Source organism: Nostoc sp. ChiQUE02, assembly GCF_034531305.2.
GTDB lineage: Bacteria > Cyanobacteriota > Cyanobacteriia > Cyanobacteriales > Nostocaceae > Nostoc.
In genome coordinates this window covers 1,897-23,867 of record NZ_JAVRBN020000029.1, presented here as the reverse complement: position 1 = coordinate 23,867, position 21,971 = coordinate 1,897, and the positions used below count along the sequence as shown (strand labels likewise).

At 40.5% G+C, this 21,971-nt stretch carries 23 protein-coding genes and 1 pseudogene; 7 read left to right on the top strand and 17 right to left on the bottom strand.

All coding sequences use genetic code 11. From position 1 onward, the window contains the following. Nucleotides 1-7: 7 nt before the first annotated feature. The 5 genes from RM347_RS24890 to RM347_RS24870 all read right to left on the bottom strand — a co-directional run bounded on the left by RM347_RS24890 (nucleotide 8) and on the right by RM347_RS24870 (nucleotide 2,889). Complete coding sequence (locus RM347_RS24890) at nucleotides 8-379, bottom strand: hypothetical protein (RefSeq protein ID WP_322716401.1); 372 nt, start codon at nucleotides 377-379, stop codon at nucleotides 8-10. A 144-nt stretch (nucleotides 380-523) separates the two neighbouring features. Then, entirely contained in the window at nucleotides 524-682 is a 159-nt protein-coding gene (locus tag RM347_RS24885) for a hypothetical protein (protein ID WP_322716400.1), read from the bottom strand. Between the two features lie 9 nt (nucleotides 683-691). After that, nucleotides 692-1,381, bottom strand: coding sequence for a hypothetical protein (locus tag RM347_RS24880; RefSeq protein ID WP_322716399.1), 690 nt, complete (start codon nucleotides 1,379-1,381; stop codon nucleotides 692-694). Nucleotides 1,382-1,383: 2 nt separating this feature from the next. Further along, nucleotides 1,384-1,851, bottom strand: a complete 468-nt coding sequence (locus tag RM347_RS24875; protein ID WP_322716398.1) for a hypothetical protein — start codon at nucleotides 1,849-1,851, stop codon at nucleotides 1,384-1,386. A gap of 3 nt (nucleotides 1,852-1,854) precedes the next feature. Next, entirely contained in the window at nucleotides 1,855-2,889 is a 1,035-nt protein-coding gene (locus tag RM347_RS24870; protein ID WP_322716397.1) for a tyrosine-type recombinase/integrase, read from the bottom strand. Between the two features lie 546 nt (nucleotides 2,890-3,435). Here RM347_RS24870 and RM347_RS24865 point away from each other — a divergent pair. Next, nucleotides 3,436-3,579 carry a hypothetical protein gene (locus tag RM347_RS24865; RefSeq protein ID WP_322716396.1) on the top strand — a complete coding sequence of 48 codons (144 nt, stop codon included), beginning with the start codon at nucleotides 3,436-3,438 and terminating at the stop codon, nucleotides 3,577-3,579. 55 nt (nucleotides 3,580-3,634) lie between these two features. Here RM347_RS24865 and grrM read toward each other — a convergent pair whose 3' ends face one another. From grrM to RM347_RS24840, 5 genes are read right to left on the bottom strand one after another with little or no spacing between them, the layout of a single operon-like run. Then, the gene (gene grrM, locus RM347_RS24860; protein WP_322716395.1) at nucleotides 3,635-4,789 is read right to left on the bottom strand and encodes a cyclophane-forming radical SAM/SPASM peptide maturase GrrM/OscB; all 1,155 of its coding nucleotides are present in this window, start codon (nucleotides 4,787-4,789) and stop codon (nucleotides 3,635-3,637) included. Nucleotides 4,790-4,840: 51 nt separating this feature from the next. Continuing rightward, nucleotides 4,841-5,119: a hypothetical protein gene (locus RM347_RS24855; protein ID WP_322716394.1), complete on the bottom strand. Its 279-nt coding sequence runs from the start codon at nucleotides 5,117-5,119 to the stop codon at nucleotides 4,841-4,843. 12 nt (nucleotides 5,120-5,131) lie between these two features. After that, nucleotides 5,132-8,266 carry an NACHT and WD repeat domain-containing protein gene (locus tag RM347_RS24850; RefSeq protein ID WP_322716393.1) on the bottom strand — a complete coding sequence of 1,045 codons (3,135 nt, stop codon included), beginning with the start codon at nucleotides 8,264-8,266 and terminating at the stop codon, nucleotides 5,132-5,134. Nucleotides 8,267-8,270: 4 nt separating this feature from the next. Continuing rightward, nucleotides 8,271-9,941: an SIR2 family protein gene (locus RM347_RS24845; RefSeq protein WP_322716392.1), complete on the bottom strand. Its 1,671-nt coding sequence runs from the start codon at nucleotides 9,939-9,941 to the stop codon at nucleotides 8,271-8,273. A gap of 21 nt (nucleotides 9,942-9,962) precedes the next feature. Continuing rightward, nucleotides 9,963-10,424, bottom strand: coding sequence for a trypco2 family protein (locus RM347_RS24840; protein WP_322716391.1), 462 nt, complete (start codon nucleotides 10,422-10,424; stop codon nucleotides 9,963-9,965). Between the two features lie 817 nt (nucleotides 10,425-11,241). On the opposite strand from RM347_RS24840, the pseudogene RM347_RS24835 reads away from it, so the two are divergent. After that, nucleotides 11,242-11,467: pseudogene (locus RM347_RS24835) on the top strand (transposase); the annotation flags it as partial. A 215-nt stretch (nucleotides 11,468-11,682) separates the two neighbouring features. Here the strand turns inward: RM347_RS24835 and RM347_RS24830 are convergent. Both RM347_RS24830 and RM347_RS24825 read right to left on the bottom strand, forming a co-directional pair. Then, on the bottom strand, nucleotides 11,683-12,312 hold the full coding sequence (locus tag RM347_RS24830) for a DUF4476 domain-containing protein (RefSeq protein ID WP_322716389.1): 630 nt from the start codon (nucleotides 12,310-12,312) through the stop codon (nucleotides 11,683-11,685). 690 nt (nucleotides 12,313-13,002) lie between these two features. Then, entirely contained in the window at nucleotides 13,003-13,326 is a 324-nt protein-coding gene (locus RM347_RS24825; protein WP_322716388.1) for a hypothetical protein, read from the bottom strand. Nucleotides 13,327-13,787: 461 nt separating this feature from the next. On the opposite strand from RM347_RS24825, the gene RM347_RS24820 reads away from it, so the two are divergent. Next, nucleotides 13,788-14,288, top strand: coding sequence for a hypothetical protein (locus RM347_RS24820; RefSeq protein ID WP_322716387.1), 501 nt, complete (start codon nucleotides 13,788-13,790; stop codon nucleotides 14,286-14,288). A 463-nt stretch (nucleotides 14,289-14,751) separates the two neighbouring features. Here RM347_RS24820 and RM347_RS24815 read toward each other — a convergent pair whose 3' ends face one another. Next, on the bottom strand, nucleotides 14,752-15,045 hold the full coding sequence (locus RM347_RS24815) for a hypothetical protein (protein WP_322716386.1): 294 nt from the start codon (nucleotides 15,043-15,045) through the stop codon (nucleotides 14,752-14,754). 554 nt (nucleotides 15,046-15,599) lie between these two features. Between RM347_RS24815 and RM347_RS24810 the strand changes: the two genes are divergently transcribed. The 4 genes from RM347_RS24810 (at nucleotide 15,600) to RM347_RS24795 (ending at nucleotide 20,047) form a co-directional block, all read left to right on the top strand. Further along, entirely contained in the window at nucleotides 15,600-18,053 is a 2,454-nt protein-coding gene (locus RM347_RS24810; RefSeq protein WP_322716385.1) for a hypothetical protein, read from the top strand. A 259-nt stretch (nucleotides 18,054-18,312) separates the two neighbouring features. Beyond that, nucleotides 18,313-19,695 carry a glycosyltransferase gene (locus tag RM347_RS24805; RefSeq protein WP_322716384.1) on the top strand — a complete coding sequence of 461 codons (1,383 nt, stop codon included), beginning with the start codon at nucleotides 18,313-18,315 and terminating at the stop codon, nucleotides 19,693-19,695. A gap of 99 nt (nucleotides 19,696-19,794) precedes the next feature. Continuing rightward, nucleotides 19,795-19,935, top strand: coding sequence for a hypothetical protein (locus tag RM347_RS24800; RefSeq protein WP_414518191.1), 141 nt, complete (start codon nucleotides 19,795-19,797; stop codon nucleotides 19,933-19,935). After that, a complete protein-coding gene (locus RM347_RS24795; protein ID WP_292697131.1) occupies nucleotides 19,925-20,047 on the top strand; it encodes a hypothetical protein in 123 nt (40 codons plus the stop codon). Before RM347_RS24800 ends, RM347_RS24795 begins: the two co-directional genes overlap by 11 nt. A gap of 46 nt (nucleotides 20,048-20,093) precedes the next feature. On the opposite strand, the gene RM347_RS24790 is transcribed toward RM347_RS24795, so the two are convergent. The 4 genes from RM347_RS24790 to RM347_RS24775 form a co-directional block, all read right to left on the bottom strand. Continuing rightward, a complete protein-coding gene (locus tag RM347_RS24790; RefSeq protein ID WP_179069695.1) occupies nucleotides 20,094-20,579 on the bottom strand; it encodes a DUF3368 domain-containing protein in 486 nt (161 codons plus the stop codon). Next, nucleotides 20,576-20,854, bottom strand: a complete 279-nt coding sequence (locus tag RM347_RS24785) for a UPF0175 family protein (protein WP_104902113.1) — start codon at nucleotides 20,852-20,854, stop codon at nucleotides 20,576-20,578. Before RM347_RS24785 ends, RM347_RS24790 begins: the two co-directional genes overlap by 4 nt. A 142-nt stretch (nucleotides 20,855-20,996) precedes the next feature. Beyond that, nucleotides 20,997-21,632, bottom strand: coding sequence for a DUF1392 family protein (locus RM347_RS24780; RefSeq protein WP_322716382.1), 636 nt, complete (start codon nucleotides 21,630-21,632; stop codon nucleotides 20,997-20,999). After that, a partial coding sequence (locus tag RM347_RS24775) for a DNA cytosine methyltransferase (protein WP_428850610.1) occupies nucleotides 21,629-21,971 on the bottom strand: 343 nt, incomplete at its 5' end. The genes RM347_RS24780 and RM347_RS24775, both read right to left, overlap by 4 nt.

Below are 21,971 nucleotides of genomic sequence, written 5' to 3'. Positions count from 1 at the left end.
ACAAAGTTCACTTATCGAGTTTTATTTCAAATATTTCTCGCCACAATTCAAATTCCGGACAATTACACCAAAGGGTAAGGAACCCATCAAAAAGTTTAGTTCCTGAATTTTGAACTCCCCTTGGGAGAACTTGGATCAAGATAGGAATATCTAAATCACATTTCCAATTTTCTATTTCTTTTTGAATTTGGGCAATAGTGTCTTGATGGAATCCTCGGTCGTTGTTAGAACACTGAACAAGTAAACATCCACTATCAGAATCTTTGACTCGCTTGAGCGAGAAATTAATCTGCGTCCACATTGATTGGACTTCATTGAAAATATTAGGCAAACCATAGTAATTGCCTAATATTGCCTTGCGGCGTTTCGATTCACCCATAAGTCCCCCTCAGCAATACAAATTTTGACAAGGATGACGAAGAAGATAAGGAATCTCCTGACGACGAGTAAGCTCAATAGCGCTCAGACTAACCCTCTGGAGGTAATTAACTACTAATACTATTGTAACGATAAATCAAGGGTTTCAAGTATTTTGTAGTTGCAAAAATTGGGGATTTTGCCAAACCTGATCTGTCATCCTTGCAGTCAAAGCTGCTGGCGTTTCTTGAAAGAGAATACAACCTGGTTTGTCAGCAGCAGAAGCAATGAATTTATTGAGTGTCAAAGCAGCTTGAAAGTTCAAAATTTCAAATCAAATCGGGTTAGTGTTAGTGATTGGAGAGCTTTTCACCCAAATATTCCGACTGTTATAAAAATCACCACGCTGTTCTAGTGTAAACCCACCCAGCAATAATCCTAACCATACTTCTACCATCGGCATTTGCAACACACGTTGCAGTTTAACTAAAGAAATCTCATCTTTGACATTTATCAGGTAGTTAGCGATCGCTCTCTGCCATTTTTGGACATCCTCATCTGATGCCAAATTGCGGACATCTTCTAAAGTTGTCACCTCATCGAGCATTGCCAAAACATTCACTTTTTCAACAGGTGCTGCTACAGAATCACCCTCCTGATTAGGAGATGAAAATTGGTGTGGGCCATGTGGTCTAAAGGTTTGTGGTGTTTGCGGTTCAATCAAATCATCTAAATCTAGGTGCATTGTTGTCCGCACTAGACCAGCAAAGATATTAGTACTAATAATTGGCCCCTTTGGGTTATTGCGATCGCGGGTATCTTGCAACAGGATCTCGGCACGAGACTTGAGAATATCCGCAATTTGACTGAAGGCAATACCTGCGGTTGATAATTGGGTTTCAATAGGTAAATCATGCAGTTCTGTATCCAAGCACTGCCATACTGCATCAAGGGAAGAAGTTGGTGGAGATTCGGACAACTCATCCAGCACATCCCAGATTGTTAATTGGTGGTATGTGGTCATTGCTACAATTCAGGATTTAACGGGCAGGGTCGCACTGGGCAGTAGCTTGAGGTAATCTCAAACATATCCTTATATTGATATAGTGAAACACTGTATTGTTTAGCAAAAGCCTGCAACACCTGATCTGTATAGGCGCGGATCTTGCCAGCCGTTAGTCCAAAGCAGTGAATTGGTTCTAAGCGACAAATAGGCTGTTGCCCCAGCCAGAGTTCTGCGCCCAAGGCGTGCAATGGTTTATCGCCTGATTCTTTATACAAATACAGCACTGCAAAATATGTTGCTGGTGGTTCGACTGTTACTGAATCAATTTCTGCTGAATTATTCTGGGAGCGGTGGCGATAAAATGAGCGGCGATTGTGGCAGACTTTAGGATTCCAACATCCATCCCCTGCTGTTCCATGCAGCACTTTAGCTTGGGTTGTTGGTAACTTGGCGCATAACTGACACTTGGGATCTAACGGCTTGGGCATAATCTACTCTGCTTCCTCTTCACCAATCGCGCGATAGTAAGCAGCGATCGCCGCCTCTTGTTCGCTGCGGAGGGTATACCGCCGAAACGCTTTCTCGCTTTGATGCCCCGTTAACTTCCGCGCATGACTGGGGTCAACACCCAATAGCAATAAGTCAGTAGCGTAAGTATGCCGAAAGGAATGAGGATGTAAGTCTTCAATATGAGCAAGTTCACCAATTTTTTCTACAGCGAAGTAAATGCCGTGATAACTCAAGCGTTCACCTTTATATGAAGCATGGTGTGAAATCATTAGTGGGCTAAGGCTGTTTAACACCTCTCCTTGTTGTTCTCGCGATCGCAAATACTGTGCCAAAACTTCTCGGCTTTCCTTTTTTAGTGGAACTAAGCGTGGTTCATTAGTTTTGGTATCGGGTAAAAACAGTAGCTTGCCATCAAACGACCCAACATTTAATTCCACAATTTCTCCAGCCCGCAGCCCATGACTGAGAATGTGAACCAGTGCTGTATCCCGTTGCTTTGTTTCTCCCAATAACTCTAATGCTGACCACACCCGCTCCATCTGTTCTGGGGTTAAACTCTGGGCTGGTGGCAGTGGCACTTTTTCTAGTTTTATCCCCAGTGTAGGATTAGTAGCAATAATTTCAGGATACGTGTAAGACATCCATTTAAAAAAGCTTTTGAGTGCCGCAATTCCCGCATTAATGCTGCTTTTTGAAAGCGGTTTACCAACATCAGTCAGCATTTCATCTCTTAGGTATTCTTTATATAGCGCAAGATGACGTGGACGCAGTTCATGATAGTGCAGCTCACTCCAAGCCAAAAATCGTTTGAGTTCTCGTTCGTAAAGCTTGCGGCTGTTTGGTGCGAGATTGGTGCTGCGTAAAAACTCCAGTACTTTTATCCACCGTATGTCTGTGGGTGCAGCTATTTTTCCTGCCCTGCTTCTAGATTCTCCCTGTGGGGTTGATGGTCCTTGATCCTGTATGTGGATCAACTTGATTGGCGGTAGGTTGTCAAACTGAGGATTATTTACCATCTTGATCGCGATCGTCTAGAAGCAGTATGGAACTAACACCCAAAATTGTATGTGAATTTAGGGAAAATCTGGCTACCGTGTCACTAGTACTTCACCAACCCAAAAATGCGCTTGTGGAGGTCGGCGCTTGTGCAGGGGAGCAGGGGAGAGATTTGTACAAGTTCTTTCCCCTCTGCCCCTGGGCACCTCTGCCCAAGAGCTTGCCACCACGCAAAGTTTGTGTGGCGAAGCACTAGAATGCTTCTCAATCTTGGTACTGAGGTGAATTGTTGAAAATGTCTACAAATCTTGGGTAAGTGAACTAACTCTCCGTAAAAAGCCGCCATAATCGGACAGTTCACTCTGTACTGATAGTGAGCTGCCCAAAGCTCAATCCACCTGACAATGCAAATAAATCTGCTCCATCGGCAAAGTCAGTAATCGTAGGGAGCAACGCGAAAAAGTGAGATTGTCATTAAATGAGCAGGGGAAACAGCAGGGCTGTTTCATTCGATATGGAGATGGCATTTGTCAATATCATTGGCGATGTCTTTGAGGACATAACTGATGGAAAACCCACATTTAGAACTGGAAAATTCCCCTTTTTTCCAGGAAAATCAAAGTGATCATGATCCGGAAACCTTTGACATTGTGAGCTTTGGAGGGAACGAAACAGCCCTGCCTTCAGCACCAATACACCTCAACAGATAAATTTGTTAACCGAACCGTATTGAAATCAGAAATGCTAATTAGACAATCAGGAATTTCAATGTATTTCTTGTAACTCTAGAGAATTTTCAATATCCTCCAGAATGATATCTGTTAAAATCTTTGTTGAGTATCTGCAATACATCGTTTCAGACGAGTCAAAAAAGCCATTTTCAAAGTATTTATTAGCAGGAGAGCCACCTCCACAGACAGAGAAATATGGACAGGTATGCTGACACAAATCTACCCCTGCTTGAATATCTTGATTGATTCTCTGAAATCGATCTGTTTCACAAGCTGATTCAAACGTGTCATGTTTCACATTACCCAAAATAAAATCACCATAAGTAGAACTTTTCATAGATAAAAGTTCTGGCGAGAATGTGGAAAAATTACCTTGATAGTCTATGCTGATGATTATGAAAGGTGTAAACTGTTCTTTTATTTCTTTGGATATTCCGTAACAAATCTTACTTTTAAGCTTCTCAAACTCTCTAACTTTTAAATCCCAATTTGTGCTTTTTACTAATTCATAAAAACGTACCATAAAATTACGGTAGCGTTCTTCTATGCCCAAAGTCTCAAAAGATGATGATTCATGAGCGCCTATTTTTTCGTCAATATTAAATCCCACTTTTTTAATGCCATTTTCCATGAAGAAATTGAACATCTCTTCTGGATAATCTAAAGAGTCTTTAGTCAGTACAGCAATTACACGAAAGTCAATATTATTTGCTTTGAGCAGTGATATTCCTCTCATTGTGCTGGCATGAGTACCCAAGCCTTTCCTAGTCTTGCGGTGAGCATCATGGATAAAATCCAGACCATCAAGGCTAATACCCATCTGCACTTGATAGCTTTTAATCAAATCACACCAATCTTGATTAATGAGTGTTCCATTAGTTTGAATGGACTGATATATGGTGCAGCGATTTTGGTTGAAGTCTTGATTGAGGTTATTAATAATTTGAAATGCCGCATGATAAAAAGCGACCGGCATAGACAAGGGTTCACCTGCGTGCCAAATCACAGTAAATTCGTGATCAATTAATTGGCTGTGAAACAAATTTTTAAAGATTGGTTCGAGTAAATCGAGTGACATCTGAGCTTTAGATTGGCGATTGGGTAGATAGCAGTAATCGCAATCTAGATTACAGAAGGGAGTGGGTTGAATGATGAAGAGTTTGACGGGTACAATGTTAGCGTCTTGCATGGATTTCGTCACCAAATTTTTAGACGTTATAGTTTGCACGGTTCGGGCTACTTACTTGTTCCATGGGGGAGGTGGGGGAGGGGACATTGCCGATGCGCCTAAAAAAATATCTTTACCCTCTAGATAATCTTGCCGTGAAGATACAGTGCAATACGAGTCTATGAATTCTTCTCCTCTCTGCTGTATATGTTTTCTCACCTTCAGTAACCGCTCTTCTATGTTTGACTCTGAAATGCTTGCAGCCTCAACTACAGCAGAACTAAAAATCATAGCAACTATTGTTACTGTAAAAATTTGCAAATCTTTCCATTCATTATGTTTTGATTCCATTAGTCAAAACTCCTATTTAGGTTGACAGAATGATAAATTCTTTTTGGCATCAGGATGGGTTGCGAGATAGTCCTGAAGCCAATCACAACCACTTGCTACCAAGTTATCTAAGTTGTCACTAACCTGTTGTTTCTCACCCGAAATATCCCAGAAACGGACAATCCCTTTGTCGTAACCAGCAATTAGAATATTCTGATGGGGATTGAAACTGATGCTCAATACTGGCATTCGACCTATGTAGCCTGGAAATTCTTCTTGTTTCTCACCCTGTATAGTCCACAAGCGGACAGTGTCGTCAACGAAACCAGTGGCTAAGAGCTTCCCATCAGGGCTGAAACTGAGGCTCCAAACACTACCCAGATTTGGCAAAGTTAGAAGAGCCTTGGGAGGTTGGAGGTTTTGGAAATCCCACAGGCGGACAGCACCACTTTGGGAGCCAGTAGCTAAAAGCTTCCCATCAGGGCTAAAGCTGAGGCTATAAACTGGATCTTGAGAGACTTGAAATTCTTCTTGTTTCTCACCCTGTATAGTCCACAGCCGGACAGTGCCGTCAACGGAGCCAGTGGCTAAGAGCTTTCCATCAGGGCTGAAGTTGAGGCTTAAGACTTTATTTCCTGGAACTTGGAATTGATTTTTTTGTTGACCATGTAAGGTCCACAGGCGGACAATGCCATCATCAGAGCTAGTGGCTAAGAGCTTTCCATCAGGGCTGAAGCTGAGGCTCAAGACTCTACCTCCGGGAACCGGGAATTGATTTTTTTGCTGACCCTGTAGCGTCCACAGACGGACAGTGCCGTCGGCGAAGCCAGTAGCTATGAGCTTCCTATCCAGACTGAAACTCAGACTATACATGTCACTCTGAGGCATTGGGTGGAGAATCAGGTTATTTTTTTCGTGGATGTTATTCAAAATTGTTTGTAAGACTTGGATTGAGTTATTTTTATACTCCTTAATTGAAGGTGCGAGGAAAGGGTTCCAAGTGAGTAATGGATTTTTTAATAAAGTTGAGAACCTATTTCCTGCCTGGATTGTGTTAATTAATCCAACAATCTGTCCAGAGGGTCGAGAGGATTGAGGATTATAAGTATCCAAAGCTTGTTCTATCTTAGTCTTCACTACTAATAATTGATGTATATGATTACTTACGTGAAAAAACAATGCTGACATAATAATGCTGAATAATACAATTTCTCCCCCAATTAAACTGCCTCTCCGAATCTGTTTTTCTGCTTTCTGTTTTCCTTTTTCTTTTTCTTCTTTGAGTCTTTTTTCCAGTAAGTATCGGTCACGCCATTTTAAAATCGGTAAAGCTATAATGTCGTGAAAAATCTCATAGCGTTTTATATCTAAATGATTAGGAGCTTTGACTGTACGCAAGATGCGTTGTCTGTCGAGTTTGTCTAGCACCGATATGAGTTCACCTTCGTTAAGCCCAGTAGTCTCCGGTAGGTCGAGTAAAGGATAAGCAATCTTAGTCCCTCCTGCACTCACTAAGTATTTAAAGACAGTTGCCATAGCATTCCGTTCTCTGTCTGAAAGAATATTCATCTGTTCACTGAGATGCTCGTTGGCGATCCTTTGGGCACCAGTTATGTTCTTCTCTGGAATGCTGAATTGATTCAGTGTCTCTAATCTTAGGCAGCGTGAGCCTTTTTTGCCGATCTCTTCTTTCCAGAGGCGCTCCATTACCAGCTCTAAAAAGGGAGCTTCAATTTCTACATTTCCCTGGGAGGTAGAAGGAATACTTATCCTACCCTGATCGGTTTCGATGAGAGAAACCATACCCACCTGAACCTGATTTAAGACCTCCTCAACTAGTTCGGGTTCGATCGCGATCGCCTGGCTGGTTTGGTCGCTTGGTTCTTCAATCGGTTTGACTAAATCAGCAATCTCTGAGTCTTCCTCTAGTTGTTTAATCTGCAAGGGGTTGTCAAAAATACCAGGGATGCGCTGTTCAAAATATTTGAGCAGGCTTAATTCCTCATCACGGATAGCAATCAAGAAATGGACAGGCAGTTCCGAACTATTGACCGCATGGGCAAATTCGGCAACAAAGCTTCCTTCTCCCATGTCCGGCTGCTGATACTGAAAATACTCTTCAAATTGGTCAAGGATGATAAAAAGTTTACCCTTTCCTTGTTTTCCACCAATATGCTCCGCCCACTCCTGTAAAGTTTGAGCCAATGAAGCCCCGACTTGAGGAACTTGAATATTAGGAAAGAGTGTTGTGATCTCTCTGGCTAGCTGCTGTTTTAAATTAACAACCGGATTACCGCGCCAGGAATGAAAAATAACAGTAGCTATTTGGGCTATGCCCTGATTGTGTAGATTTTGCTGGGCAATCTGCTGCAAGCGATGGGCAATACCATACTTGAGGATGCGACTTTTTTCCATGCTAGCTGTGGAGAGCAGGGTTAGTCGCGAGGTCATCAAATGGTTGGTGATAATCTGTTGCAGGTTGTATTGCCCAATTGGCTTGACAATTGCGTCTCGTGCTGAAAGTCGGTCAAGGCGCTGGAGTAGCAGTTGATTGTCAAATATATTGATAATTCGCCCCTGGAAGTGATTGAGTTTGGCTAGAGCATCCTGGCGCATAGCAATCAGGAAATTGATCGACAAGCTGGGATGATTGACCCATCGGGGAAACTCATCGGCGAAGGTTCCTTCTCCAGACTCCTGTGAATGATACTGAAAATATTCCTCAAATTGGTCGAGAATAATGAAAATTTGACCTCTTTGTGGTTCTCCACTCAACATCTCTGTCCAGGTTTGCAGACTTTCGGTGATTGTTGCCTCATCTTTCAAACTAGTCGGGTCAATTTTTAGCGCTGCGGCTACGGAATTCCGAATCTCGTTTACTACCAGTTCAAGTGGATTATCACTGTGCCAGGCATTGAACACAACCACAGCCCACTGAGGCTTACCATCATGTTCTTGTCGATTTTGTTCGACATCTCGGTGGAACTGAGGAACAACACCAGCTTGCAGAATGGAACTCTTGCCGACTCCACTTTCCCCCAGCAGGACTGTCAGGCGTGAAACCCTAAGATTTCTGGCGATCGCTCTTTTTTGCTCATCCCGTCCAAAAAAGAATGGTGCGTCTTTTTCTGAAAATGGATTTAAACCCAGGTAAGGTACTTCATCCATAGAATTAACTCCAAAGCTGATACAGGGACTTCTTGGGTGGCAAATTTTCTATCCCATTGGCTAAGTCAGTACAGTAATCTTCTAAGCGGCTATCGATCAGTTCTACCTGTCGCCTATTCCAAAAGGTTTTATCTAGTTCCCCTGGCTTTGATTGATGGATCATCCAAGATTTTTGCCCAACTACCCGTTTTCCCCAGATTCGATTGATGATAACGCGCAGATCCGGATCGCTGGGGTTATAGCCCATAAACAAGATATTGTGACTTTCCCATAAAATTTCCAAAACATCCTTAGGTAGCAATTGTCCAATCTCTCGGTAGACTAAATAATTGATATGATGATCTTCAGTAATGACAAAATTGCACTGTTGACTCTCAATTAAGTCAACTACGCCATAGAGCTTGAGAATAACCGGACAATCTTTTGCTTTACCGATGACTTCCAATTGATTGGGCTTGTCAATGGGACGGGCTTTCTCTTCAAACGGCTTATATTTGAATCGACCACGTGTTTCTTCACCTTCCGCTACATAGAACACTAAATCAAATGGTTGATTAGCTGCTCTAAAAGCCCGTTCTAACATATCATCGTAATTGGTAGTTACGATTAACTGGTAAGGCAAAGGATATTGCTTCTCTTTCATTTTTCCAGGGAGATTAGCCAAGAACAGATAAAATCGACTAGGACTGTATCTCCCTCTCAACACTTCGTACAATCTTTCGTAAACATTCTTGATGCCGTAGGTGAGTTGGATATATTGGGCAAGGCACTGAAGATTCATCTTCGCAATGGCCAGTGCTTGTTCATTAGCGAGTGCACAAGCTGTAGTATTACCTTGTAGTAGGGCTTTCTTGACAGGGCAATCTGTGGGCAGATCATCTGCACTGACAAGGCAGAGTGGGCAGGGGGCCCCCACTAAATTTTTATAGGGAGAACCGAAATCTTGGGCTAAGTAATCTACTAGTTCAATCTCACTAAGTCTTGGATTTGTTAACTGGTCATCAAATAAGTTGAACCCCGGACCAATGAAGGGAACTAATAGTCCGCTTTTTAGAGCGTTAATAATATCTAGGTAGTGGTGATTAGTCGGGGGATTCTCAGGCAGGCGTAATTTGAGTTGGGTATTATTCCAAAATACTATCAAATCATCCGATATTCCCTCCAAATCGAGGGCAATACAACCGAAGTCACAGGCATCTTTATAGGTACGGCCAGCGATTAGGGCACCATAAAAACCGACCGCAAATTTAATGGCTGCTGTGTCCTCAATCTGATTTTTGATGCCAATTACGTAATTGATATATTCATTGATTGCCTCAGCTTGAAATTCGGAATAGCAAGCATTTAAGAGAACACACTGAACTTCATTCCTAAATTTCTCAAATAGTTTTACTAGGGCTTCTGCACTCACTAGCTGAGACTGTCCTGCTTCATTCTCGAAAAATAAACCTGCTTCCTTTCCATGTCCAGAAAAATGGACAATTTCTGGTTTTTCGGCTTCTAGAACCCGAATTAAGTCACTAGGGGTCACTGCCAATTTAAAAACAATTTCAAAGTTATCGCGATTTTTAGAGCGATCTAATTCTTGCTCGATTGCTTTGATTTCTTTATCTACCCGCAACCTTAGATGATTTTCTGGGCTGGCTGTTAAAATTAGTATTTTTTTCTTAGACATTGAAATTTCATCTTTACTTTCTTATCCACGCGTTTTCTTGTTTTTAGTAGCTTTATTGCTTTCTTCTAGTTCTGTTTCGCTGAAATTAGAATTACTATCCTCCTGTTCTCCACGCATTATTTTTCTCTTGATACCTCTTTTTATTTCTACAAGTTGATCTTCGGTTAAACTACTCTTGATCTCCTCATTACTAAAAATTGGTACAAGGGTGACTTTTATAGTATGTATATCTTTGCGCTCTAGTTTTCCAGATGCTTTCCCACTAGCTTGTAATTCGCCCATTTTGAAAAAATCTACTCCTAGAACACTAATTTTTAAATCAGATGTTCCCTTTACTTCACCTTCAAGAGATCCCTCTTTTGAAACTGCTACATTAATCTCTAATTCTGCTTTTTCTAAAAAAAATATTGGTGTATCTTCTGTCGGTTTTAAGTCCTCTTTTACTTGGGCAATAAATTCATTTAAGCTAATTTTGTTGGACATTTTAATTTCTATTTAGGGAAGTGTTTACTTTTGTAAAAGTATAAGTTAGCAATATTTATAAGAAAAACGGAATAGAGTTGTCACTAATAACTGACCAATGAAAATAGTGAATTGATTATTACCCCCTTGCTGAAACAGAGCTGTTTCATTCCCTAAAAGACCTTAATTTACAACCGTATCAGCTAAAAAAATCAGGTCGTTAAATAATCTAATTGGATCAAAAACCAGGCGATACCTTCTCTCTCAGAGACACTATCACGAACGGCAGGGCTTCACAAACGCACTTAAATTTACTGGTTGGAGTAGTAATTTTTCGATTGCCAACTCACTAATTTTTTTGGCTGACACTCTTGACAAATCCTTATCTGAGCGAATGAAACAGCCCTGCCTTGCTGAAGCGAAAACAAATACAAAATTCTCTTAACTCTTACCTTAAAATTTTCATGTGTTAGCAACACTCAAACCTCTTACATAAGGTAGAAACTGATTTATGAGTATTGTGCTGACTGCCACAACTGTAAAACTGCTCTAACATCTTAATATAGGCAAAATTAATCAATATGAAGCAATATCAGCAAAAGTTGGAGGAGTATTTCCAAAGTAGTAGAAGAGGTTATATAACTACCGCCAACCTTCATCACTGCTAAACTTTGTTGGTATTAATGGTTTACCTGAAGGTGACGATGCTTCTGTATCAATCCAATCCAGTAGTCCTATCAGCAGGCTTTCGATGTTTAAAGGTGAGCTGATAAAGAAGACGATTGGATTTTTTGCTGGGATCTTTAAATTGGTGTTTAGACTCAGCAATTCTCATTAACTGGTGCGTACTCGACAACCTGAACAACTTGATTTTTGGCAGACGGAGAATAGCATTCTTTCTCCTTTTCACAACTTTGCTAAAAGTTTGTATGAAGACTATGATGCTGTCAAAGCCGGTGTAACGCTTTCAGTGAGCAATGGCCCTGTTGAAGGTCACATCAACCGATTAAAGATGTTGAAACGGCTTTCTTTACGGTCGCTCGCGCCGGGATAGATTTACTTGAGTGACGGTTCTTGCTGGCTATATAAAGCGCGGGCAGGTGAGGGTGAAAAGTAAACTGTATTTTTGCGATCACCTCTGGTGGGCGGGTACGCCATCGCTCAACTAAGAGCATCCCCAAACATGATCACCAAAAGTGGACAAGACGCTTAGGCATCCATATAGTGGGCGTTTTAGCTTAACTTAGTGCCATTCCCCTATGTCCCGTGGCTACCAAGTTTAAGGTCTTGAATCAGGAGGTGATGCAGGTCTTGAATCAGGAGGTGATGCAGGTTTTGAATCAGGAGGTGATGCAGGTTTTGAATCAGGAGGTGATGCAGGTTTTGAATCAGGAGTTGGTTCAAAATTACCAAGCTGACGGCGCAGTTCCTGGCGATCACTCTCGAAAGTAATAGCTTGATCCACAATAAACCAGTTGCCACGATCCACAACTTGTGGATATAGCATCACTGCCGCCTTAACCTGCTGATCTCCAAAATTCATCTCCTTAATAATCTGACTAGCTTGGGCAGATGTGAAGTAGTTTTGAGGCACTGTCTGAGCTAGAAATTCAAGATATTTGGGCCAGCTACGGCGAAGAGCATCCATTAGTTGGTTAAAAGCAGTATTACTTATGACGGTGAACTGAATTTGTCTGCAATTTACCGATTGTGTATACCAACCGTGAGATTCCCAGCCGTTTTGGGCATCATAAGAGAGATAAGCTACATATAATTTTTCTCTATCTTTATCACTATTACAAAAACGGATTTTTGAAAATGATTCTGCGTGTCCTGGTAATTGAACAAAAAGTGAGCTAAGGATTGCAACTAAAGATCCACAAAGTACTACAGAGTTTTTTGTAAACATAATTTTTTTCTTGAATTAATATAGAAAGTTTGCTGTAAAACAGCGAAATCTTTATAAAAGAAAAGTTATAGATTCTTTAAGTTAATTAGAAAACTGTCTATTTGATTGAGTTTATTTTAGTTTTCTAATTAAGCGGAAAGAGTCTTTTTCCCCTCTTAGCTACTCCAAAATTATAGGGAATTAATTGAAAAAATATTGTTGGTAAATAACTTCTAATATCTAGAACAAAGTGCCAATACAAAATATTCTAGAGCGTATTTTAAAACTATAGAAATTCTAAATAAACACTAATGGTCTATACCTTTAGGGAAAATAGACAACCGATATCAAGAATTAAAAGTCTCTGCTAAAAAATCAATAAAAAATGCAATATTATTTAAAATTTTAAGTCAAGCAATAAATGCCTCTATGCTGATTGGGGCAATCACATTTATTGATAGTGAGCAGTAGCAAGAGATATTGGAGCAAAAGCAACGGGGCGTGATTTTAGTCGGTGACTCGTCGCTCAATTAGGCGATGCTGGGACGGGGCAATAGTTAACTCTTGGGGATGTCTTGGTTATAAAAGCCCTGCCCAGCACTCCACTGCGCCACCTAATTGCAACGAGTTCTTGAATTCTGGAAGGAAAGACGCCTTGACTATCGGCAGCGAACGCTTGGCTTGATGGTACTACACGGTAGAGAAAACTAGCTAGACACTTACGAGATCTATACTATATGGATCGTTTTGAAATTCATATTTTTTTCCATCTGACAAAGTGTATGATCTATTGACTCTTACATCCTCTTTTACATTACTATCAAATGCAAGGATTCCTTCTTTCGCTGTCAAATTTAATATCTCATTGGGTTTTTGTGTCCGTGGCACACCATCTATAGTGTAGCCTACATTATAATTGGTAGGGTTGCTAATAGTGAACTTCTTCTGTCCGCCAGTAATAATTTCGCAATCTTCTTCATTCAAACCTTTAAAAAGGTCGTGATTAGTAGAAGTAATTTTATCCATTCTCAACATGGCTTTACCCTTGATTTAAATTGATACAAGTATATAAAGAGTAGTAATTAACTTTCATTTATAGAGGAAGTTAATTAACCTATTAGAAGCAATATTGCCGCTAAAACCACCTTTCTTAAGAACTAGATTTTAACTTGAAGAATACCTCTTATGAGATAGAAGCTAATAGTTCTAAATATATTACTGTTGATGGAGTCAAAGTAGGTGATAATGTTTTAAAAGTAGGCGTAGATATAGCGTAGATACCGTACTCACTTGTCAAGCGCATTGCTGTTTCAACGCGTAGTTTTGGTCAAACGGCTGCCTCTTTGTAACAACAGCCCAAGCAATGTGCAATAATTTTCGTGCAGCCGCACAACGTGCTACTTTCATGGGCTTGCCCGCAGCCCTTAATCGGTCGTAGAAGGTTTTAATGATTGGATTAGTCTTTGGACTAAAGAGCTAGAGAAAAGCAGTCAGTAATGACACTGACTGCCGTAAAGTCAATGGATATTGTTAATAAATCATTGACAGCTATGATACTGACACAATTAGAAAAATTCCACCAAGCCCTGTATGATTGTCTGGGCTTGGCTAAAGACGCAGTATTTGAATTGATGGATGCAGTATTGACAAGTCCAAGTATCCCATCATTTGTCAGCTTGTCTCAAAGCCCAGTATTTCGACGCCAATGCTCGAGTATTTATGCAGCGCTGCATGATAGTCGTCCACCTAGAAAGAAACTGATGAAGCTGCTGGTGAAGGAGGTAGCCACAAACGAGCAGCCATTTCTAGCAGGAGAGCATAGCTTTTGGTCACGACCAGAAGCGAGGAGTATCCCCTCAATACTTTGGGGTAAGGAGTTATTCTGGCATCCACGACCAACCAAACGAGCGACCTGTTTTGAAACCATAAAGCGAGCAACTTGCTCATCTTATGCTTACAGTGACAGTATACACGATCGCGGTGTGAAGACAAAATAACGTACCCTTATCTTTTATCCGACATAAACTACGATAAAAACTACTTTCCTTGATACATAACACTTTCACCAACATGCGATCGCTCTGGGTGCATGTTGGCAACGGAGTAGAAACTATTGCGCTGCCGATAAATTTTGCTTGTCTTTGGTATCGCTTTTGATGCGTAATCCAAGCGATAACCATTTACAGGGTGCTAACTTCCAGTTATAGTTAGCCGTAACTTATTATAGGCACAATGCAACTATAGCTTTGACTTGGTGCAAAGATAGTTTACAAAAATTGCTCAGGCGGTTGCATATTATCGTTTTAACGAAGTATTGAGGTATTGCTGCACAAGAATGCATTCAGGAAAACTTTTCTCCCTTACTTCGTGCCTGTTCCTCAATCTCTGACATTCGGATCGTGGATAAATGCAACCGCCTTGATGGTCAACCGTCTGGGAATACAAATTGCCTGCTTTAAATTAACTACAAAAATCATCTACCCGAATATCCCGCCAGACATCAGAAACCTGCCAGCCGGAATTGCCCACAGACTGTACTGGAGGATTGTCAAGCAATGGAATATAGTCAGGAACTCTAGGCTCTGAAATCGCTACTGGTTTCTCCTCAATCTCAACCACAGGGGCAGTAGAATTGTCAGTATTAGCTTGAAGAAGTTGGTCTTCAGCCTCCTCGATTAGCTTCATCTGTCTCAGGGTAAGCTTGTCGGATTTTTTGATGATCTTCTTGGTATCTATATCATTAGAAGTTTTCATTGGCTGTTCCCTCAAAGGCATTGGCTTAAAAATTGTCTGAGTAAAGTTCGGAGAAATTAGGTATAAATAATTTGCACGGAATTAATAAGGTACACCAAATCGATGGAAAATACGAGTCCCTTGCTGAAGAATTTATCTTTTTCGATACAAATTTCTTTTTCGGGTAGATGCCTTAGCATAATAGGAGCATAGATGGCTTCCAGCGATCGCTTCTTTCCTCATAACTGTACGTCAATACTGTTTTGTGGTTTTGACCGAGAAGATTGGAGATTGAAGATCGCAGATTGAGTGTTAGATATGGATGCTTTTTACGCATCGGTAGAGGAGAGGGATAACCCTAGCTACGCCCAGCAAACCGTTAGTTGTTGGTGGCACAGGGCAGTCCTAATCAACGAGGCGTGGTTGTAGCTAGCGATCGCTAATGTTGATAAAATTGCTTAGATATGGCAGTGTAATCAGCCTGTACTGCAAATTCTCAAAGGAGATTAAGCCGAAGATTGGCAAGTTGTCTTCAGTCCTGACTGTAAAATGGTGGCTTCAGCCAGTGGTGACTTATGACTAATAGCATTGATTTAACAGGAATCACCTTACCTAATGCTATCAAATTAAAACTTGGACTGTCAGAGGATGTAAATTTAGTCTTCTCAAGTTCAGGAACTTATTTAGATTTTGACCAGGATTTGCAGTTAAATTTAGACAAACTTTTTAGCATTAATAGTACAGTTCCATACATAAATGTGGCACTCGATAGAATCATTGTTGAAGTATTTGGCAAACCTGAAATTAGAATATCTTCACTCAAATATAAAATTCATAAAACTTCTCAAGAAGTCGAACTCCGCTTTAAAGGATTACTAAATAACCAAGGTATTGAATTATTTTTTGGCAAGCAAACTACATTAAAATTGAAATTAAATGAAGATTTTATTTTTAGCAACATAGCTAGTAAATTTCCTATTATCAACGATTTAAAATTAAGTGAGCCAGAGCTAATTGTTACTGATGTTGGGCATTCTTTTATACATTCAAAGTTAGGTTGTATTAACTTAAGCAGAGGATTCAACTTTATTGGAAATATTGATTTCAATAATCTCCAGACGAATTTGAGCAGTTTTATTCATCGAAGCTTAGGAATTGGGTGCTTAGGAGCGATAATTAACTTTAATCCGGCAGGACAGGTTAGCTTAACAGGTAATATTGCAGACGAGATTCAGCTATTTTCCCAGCAACAATTTAAGGCGATTTTTAAAAACTTGCTCATCGGGTTAAATATTGGTGCTGATTTAGAGCCAAACTTTGGATTAACAGGAAATTTAATTCTTCAAGGCTACGATCTCACACAAGAAAAAGAACCTAAGTTATTTCTCTCTGGTAGTCTTTCTCTAGAACCCGAATCTTTAACAGCATACTTTTGTCAACAAGGTGAAAAATCTTGGTTTAATCCCTATGGATTGGTAGGAACTGAACTTCGCAATATCAGGTTTCAAGGAGGCGGAACGTATTTACCTCCTTACTTTGATAACTTTGGCTTTATTGGTGATTTGAAATGGGAAAAAATAGACCTTGAGGTAGCTTTTCTGATGGACACTAATGATCCTGAAAGATTAGCTTTAATTTTAAATCCCAAGCAAGTAATTAGCTTAATAGATTTGTGGCGTGGGCCAGTCGCTTCCTTTCTTAGCAAACAAGTAGTTTATTCAACGGATTTAATTAACAAAGCACTAGGGCTTTTAGAAGGCTTAGTGAACTTAAACATCGAATCAATTGATGGGGATGAAGACGGAAAAATTAATCCTTTAATTAAGTATGTTCCTTTTCCGACAGTAATTGCGGCTCAAGCGATATCAGAAGGTTTAGAAATTAATGGCAAACTTAATGCTTGGGGTCATGAGGCGATCTTAATCCTTCAAGCAGATAAAACTTTTAATAATATCTCTGGTTCCTTAAAAGTTCTAGAAATTGATTTAGGATTTCTGAGAATTAAAGGAACGGATGACGATAGTTTAGATTTATCTTTAAAGGTAACGCCTAGTGAGCAGTATCTTCAGGGAGATGGTTATCTAGAAATTCTTGACAACGAAATTGCGAATGTTGAATTTAAAATTACGCCAACCAATACTACCTTTAAAAACTTTGACCTGAGTTTAGGGAATCTGTTGAGTATTGATGTTGATGCCCTGAGTATCGATATAAAATCTGGTAGCGGTAGTGGTTTAGGAACAATTTCAGTTTTTGGGAATACTCTAGCAGGCATTATGTTTGATGTTACTCAAAATACTGTCAATTTGATGAATATTCGGCTGAGTTTAGCAGGCTTCTTGACTTTGACTATTCCGAACCTCACAGTTAATTTGAAGAATAAAAGCGCAACAGGAACGGCAAATATTATTGCTTTTAATCAGTCTTTGGGTAGTGGCACATTATCATTTAACACTCAAAATGTTTCAATTAATAATGTAGCTCTTAACCTCGGTAATGTTATAAAGCTCAATGTTCCTAGTTTTCAACTTGATTTAACCAATAAAAAGGTTTTTGGTTTAGGCGATGTTACTCTCTTAGGAAAACAATTCACCGCGTTAGGTATCAGCCTGAACGAGAGCGGATTTCAAGCTACAAGCAATTTCAATTTTGGCATTTTAGCTTTCAACGGCGCTACAGTCACTCTGACTAAAGGAACTAATGGTAATATCAATAATTCTGCCAGTATTGCAGGAAGCCTCAAGTTTTTAGGCTACACCTTTGCCAATATCATGGCTAGTGTAAATAGCAGCAAATTAATTGCATCGGGTAGTTTTAATTTTGGTGGTATTCTAATACTTAAAGGAGCAAATAATCGAAGGAGTGCGACAATAACGCTTAACAGACCAAAAAACGGACTGTACAATTGGGTTAGTATTATGGGTAGCTTTTATCTGTTGGATCAAGAGTTAACATCACTCTCTATGAGCCATAACAACAATACTTTAAAAATTTTAGGTATGCACATTATCAGAAAGCCCATCCATTAAAGCACTCACGCTTAGATGAAGACTAACTTGTGAATTTATATGGGGAATTGCTAACTCTCGTCAGTTTGATGGATGTCTGAAAGTGCTGAATCTGGTGAAATTGTTGGTCAAGAAAACGTTTAATTTAAAGCTTATAGAGTATTAGCGATGTCTACGACGGGCTGCGCCTACGCAATTGGCTCAATGTGGTTCAGTTAAGAAAGTTCCTCTATGAAGGTAAGGGAACAGGGAGAGGAAAAACAGGCTGATCTAAACTGTATTGGTTTATCGCCCAAAGGTACAAGAAATTAGTACAATTTTTGGATACTGGAGTTTTCAGCAGGAAAAAGATTTGAGCCAAAGTCTACCTATAGAACCAAGCCGAAAACTGAAGATTACGATCCTAACAGTAGGTTCAAGGGGAGACTTGCAACCCTATTGTGCTTTGGCTATTGGCTTGAAGCGTGCAGGGCATGAAGTAACGATTGCAACGCATGAGAACTTTGAGTTATTTGTTAGGAAGTTCGATTTAAAGTTTGCAGCGATCGCTGGCAATATGGAAGAGTTTTTGCAATCCAAGCAAGGGCAGCGATTGATTGCGGGAGAAAAGTTGAAAAAAGAAGAAGCAGATGAGCTTTTGCTTCAACAGTTGGAGTCAGCTTGGAGTGCGTGTGTTGGAAGTGAGGTGATTATCTACACGCCGTTAGCTACCTTTGGATATCACATTGCAGAGAAATTAGGCGTACCTTGCTTTTTTGCATCAGTTCTGCCGTTGACTCCTACAGGGATGTTTGGGTTTTTAAAATTTGCTCAAATAACTAAAAACCCGCTAAAGAAAGCGATAAACTATGGTAGCTACTTGCTAGTAGAGTTTTTGCACTGGCAAAGATATCGTCCACTGCTCAATCACTTCAGAACAGAAACTTTGAAATTGCCACCCTTGCCATATTTGGGCGGACGCTTCAGACAGAAGACTCCGGCGAATGTATCACGAATCCCTGTGTTGTATGGGTTTAGTTCGCACGTCATCCCAAGACCCCGTGACTGGCCTGCATGGGTGTATGTAACTGGTTTTTGGTTTATTGACCAAGCCTCCGAATACGAGCCACCCCTGGAACTAGAAGATTTTCTTGGACTAAAGCAATTACCTTTGTGTTTTGGATTTGGGAGCATGACAATGCCCAATCCAGAATATCTCACACACTATATCGTGGAAGCCTTAAAGAAAACACATCAAGGCGGGATTATATTGTCAGGTTGGGGTAACGTTGGAAGAACAGTGAATATAAAAGATTCGCTACGAGTGTTTGTGATTAAGGAAGTTCCCCATGATTGGTTATTTCCTCAAGTGCCAGCAGTAGTACATCACGGAGGAGCTAGTACAACGGCAGCAGTGTTACGTGCGGGGACACCATCAATTACTGTACCCTTTTTTGCAGATCAGCCGATTTGGGGTGAAAAGCTAACTCGGTTAGGAGTCAGCCCTGCGCCGATACCGTACAAGAAAGTGTCAGATAAAACTTTAGCAGCAGCGATTGAAATCGTACTGGGCGATGAGGTGATGCAGAAAAAAGCCCAGGAGTTAGGTGAGAAAATCAGGGCTGAGGATGGTGTGGCGAATGCTGTTGAAGCATTCCATCGATATTTGGGGTTGATTGGGTGAGAAATCCCACACAATTAAAATACATCATCACACCCACAACAGCAGTAAATGTCCCAAGTGAAAGTTTATACGGTACTCTGTGTGAACAGCAGTATCCTAATGGTTTTTTACACGCCAGGGCATTGCTGGCAGTTTCGCATCATTAGCCGCACGGGTGGGATATTCGGGGAACAAAAGATTTATTACACGGCAGAGGCAGCTTTGAGGATTGGGTTAGAGTGGTTGCGGGATGAATGGTGATGAGTGCGTATATGCGATCGCCGTTCGCGCTAGCGTCTCCATTAGCTCATGTCCTACTGTAGGCGGTAAGCGTAGCCATGCCGTCAGGCTTATCGGTCTGGTAACTAGATGATATTTTCTAGCCAGTCACTTGGGGATAGGTTCATTGTCAGATTGTTTTAAATTTCTCTTGCTGTAATCAGAGCATAATCATAAATTTTTGGGCTGATTCTTGTTCCTTTACTCATTAAATCATCTAAAATATTCTTGACATTATCAATCAAACCTTGCTCTTTTGCTAAGATAATCACTCCAACTAAACCAATAATTGGCAAGCCTCTACTAATAGCAACTTTTCTCCCAGCTTTTTCATCAATTAAAAGTTGATCTGCTTTTAATTCTTCTGCCAAAATAATTGCCGAACATTCTCCTAAATCCAAGTCGGTTTCTAATTGTAATTGTTCAATGAGTTGGTTATTACTTATAGAAATAACTTCTAGCCATAAGGCTGATTTTACAGCTAAAACTGCGGGATGATCCCCCGTTGTTAATTCTGCATAGACTTGTTGAGGAATTATTACTCTACCAAAAACAGCCTGAAGCAAGTCTAATCTACCAACTTTAGAAAGTTCACTTAATGGGGTTGTATCTGAGACAACAATCATAGATTATTGCCTTGTAATTTCACTTTTGCTTGATTAACTTCTTGCTGAAATTCCTCTAAAGTCATACTATCGTCAAATAGGGATATTTCATGCTTAGACATTAAATCTATTACGTCTAGTCTAGGAATTCCTAGTAATTGACTAGCCTTACCACTGCTAATTTCTCCATATTTAAGTAGAGTCATCACATAAGCTTCTTTGGCTTTAGTTTCTGCTTCTTCTCTAATGGTATTATTAACAGAATGAACGGGAATAGTAAATTCTACTTTAGTCATAATTCCAGAATATTTTCTTTGTAATATTTCATTTTCAACAGGGTTGATATTATATAATATATCGTTTTTCTATCGGCTAAAGTCGAGTTATTCGGCGATTCCAACTAGTCAATTTTACTACGGTAGTATCAAGTGTAAACTGTCATACTCGCACCCTCTCTAAATCATAGTAAGTCACTCGTGCGATGGGCGAAGCCCCGCCAAGGGCGATCGCATCTCTGAAAGTAAAAAGCTCGTCACGGGGGAACGGCTTAGAAAATGGGGCAGGCTTTTTGGGGGTGCTTGTCTGCGTAGATGGAGGATCGGTTGGGTACGAAACCTGCCCCATTTTCTCTGACGCTCGAAAACTCGCTACCGCTCCGCTAACGCCAGATGCGTCACCGTTTTCAGATATTCCTGGGGACATCCATTCGATGCAGTAGAACCAGCAATCGCAAATCAGTTGAATGCCCTGGACAATACGAATCGGTGGGCCATCGCCATGAAACCGAAACTCGACTAATTCGCCCAGGCGGAACACAGGTTTTTCTTTGGTAACTAATTGTAAGTTGCCTGTAGCAATGATTTCACGTCCTAAAACAGTAATATTGGTATTACAAGCGAAGATTTCATATTTCCAGCCATGTTCTGACCACTCCACGCCAGTGCAATAACCGAAAGCTTTGGCAGATTTAACATAGACTCGCTCTAACAGGCTGACTAGCACGGGCGGGATGTGTTGACCCCAAGGTGGAGACATGTACCAGCACTGTTCTAAGTTTTGGACAAGATTAGTCATACACGCACTCCTAATAATTTACTCTGTGCAGATATAAATAGTTGTGTTGCGAAACTGGGAGGGACAGAATAGCCGATAATTGATCCCGCCGTAGCAGTCTCAGGCGGGAACTCATACCAAGACGGAAAACCTTGCAAAATGGCTGCACCTTGAATTGACAAGGATTTGACCGTACCACCAGGCAACCAGATATCAGCGAACTTACTACGGTTGCAACCTTTGTGATCTGTGAAATGCGATCGCAGAATGGTGTTACAAGGTAAATGTCCAGGTTTATATTTGGACTGTGTACGCCCCCCAACTCTTTCTATTAGCAGTGGTGTTGGTTCGTTAGCCATC

Bases quoted from the DNA above. Each gene is read 5' to 3' on its own strand.
- RM347_RS24795 (WP_292697131.1), top strand. From the start codon at position 19,925: ATGAATGGTGATGAGTGCGTATATGCGATCGCCGTTCGCGCTAGCGTC.
- RM347_RS24820 (WP_322716387.1), top strand. From the start codon at position 13,788: ATGACACTGACTGCCGTAAAGTCAATGGATATTGTTAATAAATCATTG.
- RM347_RS24815 (WP_322716386.1), bottom strand. From the start codon at position 15,045: ATGAAAACTTCTAATGATATAGATACCAAGAAGATCATCAAAAAATCC.
- RM347_RS24875 (WP_322716398.1), bottom strand. From the start codon at position 1,851: ATGCCCAAGCCGTTAGATCCCAAGTGTCAGTTATGCGCCAAGTTACCA.
- RM347_RS24780 (WP_322716382.1), bottom strand. From the start codon at position 21,632: ATGACTAATCTTGTCCAAAACTTAGAACAGTGCTGGTACATGTCTCCA.
- RM347_RS24785 (WP_104902113.1), bottom strand. From the start codon at position 20,854: ATGACTAAAGTAGAATTTACTATTCCCGTTCATTCTGTTAATAATACC.
- RM347_RS24790 (WP_179069695.1), bottom strand. From the start codon at position 20,579: ATGATTGTTGTCTCAGATACAACCCCATTAAGTGAACTTTCTAAAGTT.
- RM347_RS24850 (WP_322716393.1), bottom strand. From the start codon at position 8,266: ATGGATGAAGTACCTTACCTGGGTTTAAATCCATTTTCAGAAAAAGAC.
- RM347_RS24845 (WP_322716392.1), bottom strand. From the start codon at position 9,941: ATGTCTAAGAAAAAAATACTAATTTTAACAGCCAGCCCAGAAAATCAT.
- RM347_RS24810 (WP_322716385.1), top strand. From the start codon at position 15,600: ATGACTAATAGCATTGATTTAACAGGAATCACCTTACCTAATGCTATC.
- RM347_RS24865 (WP_322716396.1), top strand. From the start codon at position 3,436: ATGGAAAACCCACATTTAGAACTGGAAAATTCCCCTTTTTTCCAGGAA.
- RM347_RS24840 (WP_322716391.1), bottom strand. From the start codon at position 10,424: ATGTCCAACAAAATTAGCTTAAATGAATTTATTGCCCAAGTAAAAGAG.
- grrM (WP_322716395.1), bottom strand. From the start codon at position 4,789: ATGCAAGACGCTAACATTGTACCCGTCAAACTCTTCATCATTCAACCC.
- RM347_RS24825 (WP_322716388.1), bottom strand. From the start codon at position 13,326: ATGTTGAGAATGGATAAAATTACTTCTACTAATCACGACCTTTTTAAA.
- RM347_RS24890 (WP_322716401.1), bottom strand. From the start codon at position 379: ATGGGTGAATCGAAACGCCGCAAGGCAATATTAGGCAATTACTATGGT.
- RM347_RS24870 (WP_322716397.1), bottom strand. From the start codon at position 2,889: ATGGTAAATAATCCTCAGTTTGACAACCTACCGCCAATCAAGTTGATC.
- RM347_RS24830 (WP_322716389.1), bottom strand. From the start codon at position 12,312: ATGTTTACAAAAAACTCTGTAGTACTTTGTGGATCTTTAGTTGCAATC.
- RM347_RS24855 (WP_322716394.1), bottom strand. From the start codon at position 5,119: ATGGAATCAAAACATAATGAATGGAAAGATTTGCAAATTTTTACAGTA.
- RM347_RS24880 (WP_322716399.1), bottom strand. From the start codon at position 1,381: ATGACCACATACCACCAATTAACAATCTGGGATGTGCTGGATGAGTTG.
- RM347_RS24800 (WP_414518191.1), top strand. From the start codon at position 19,795: ATGGTTTTTTACACGCCAGGGCATTGCTGGCAGTTTCGCATCATTAGC.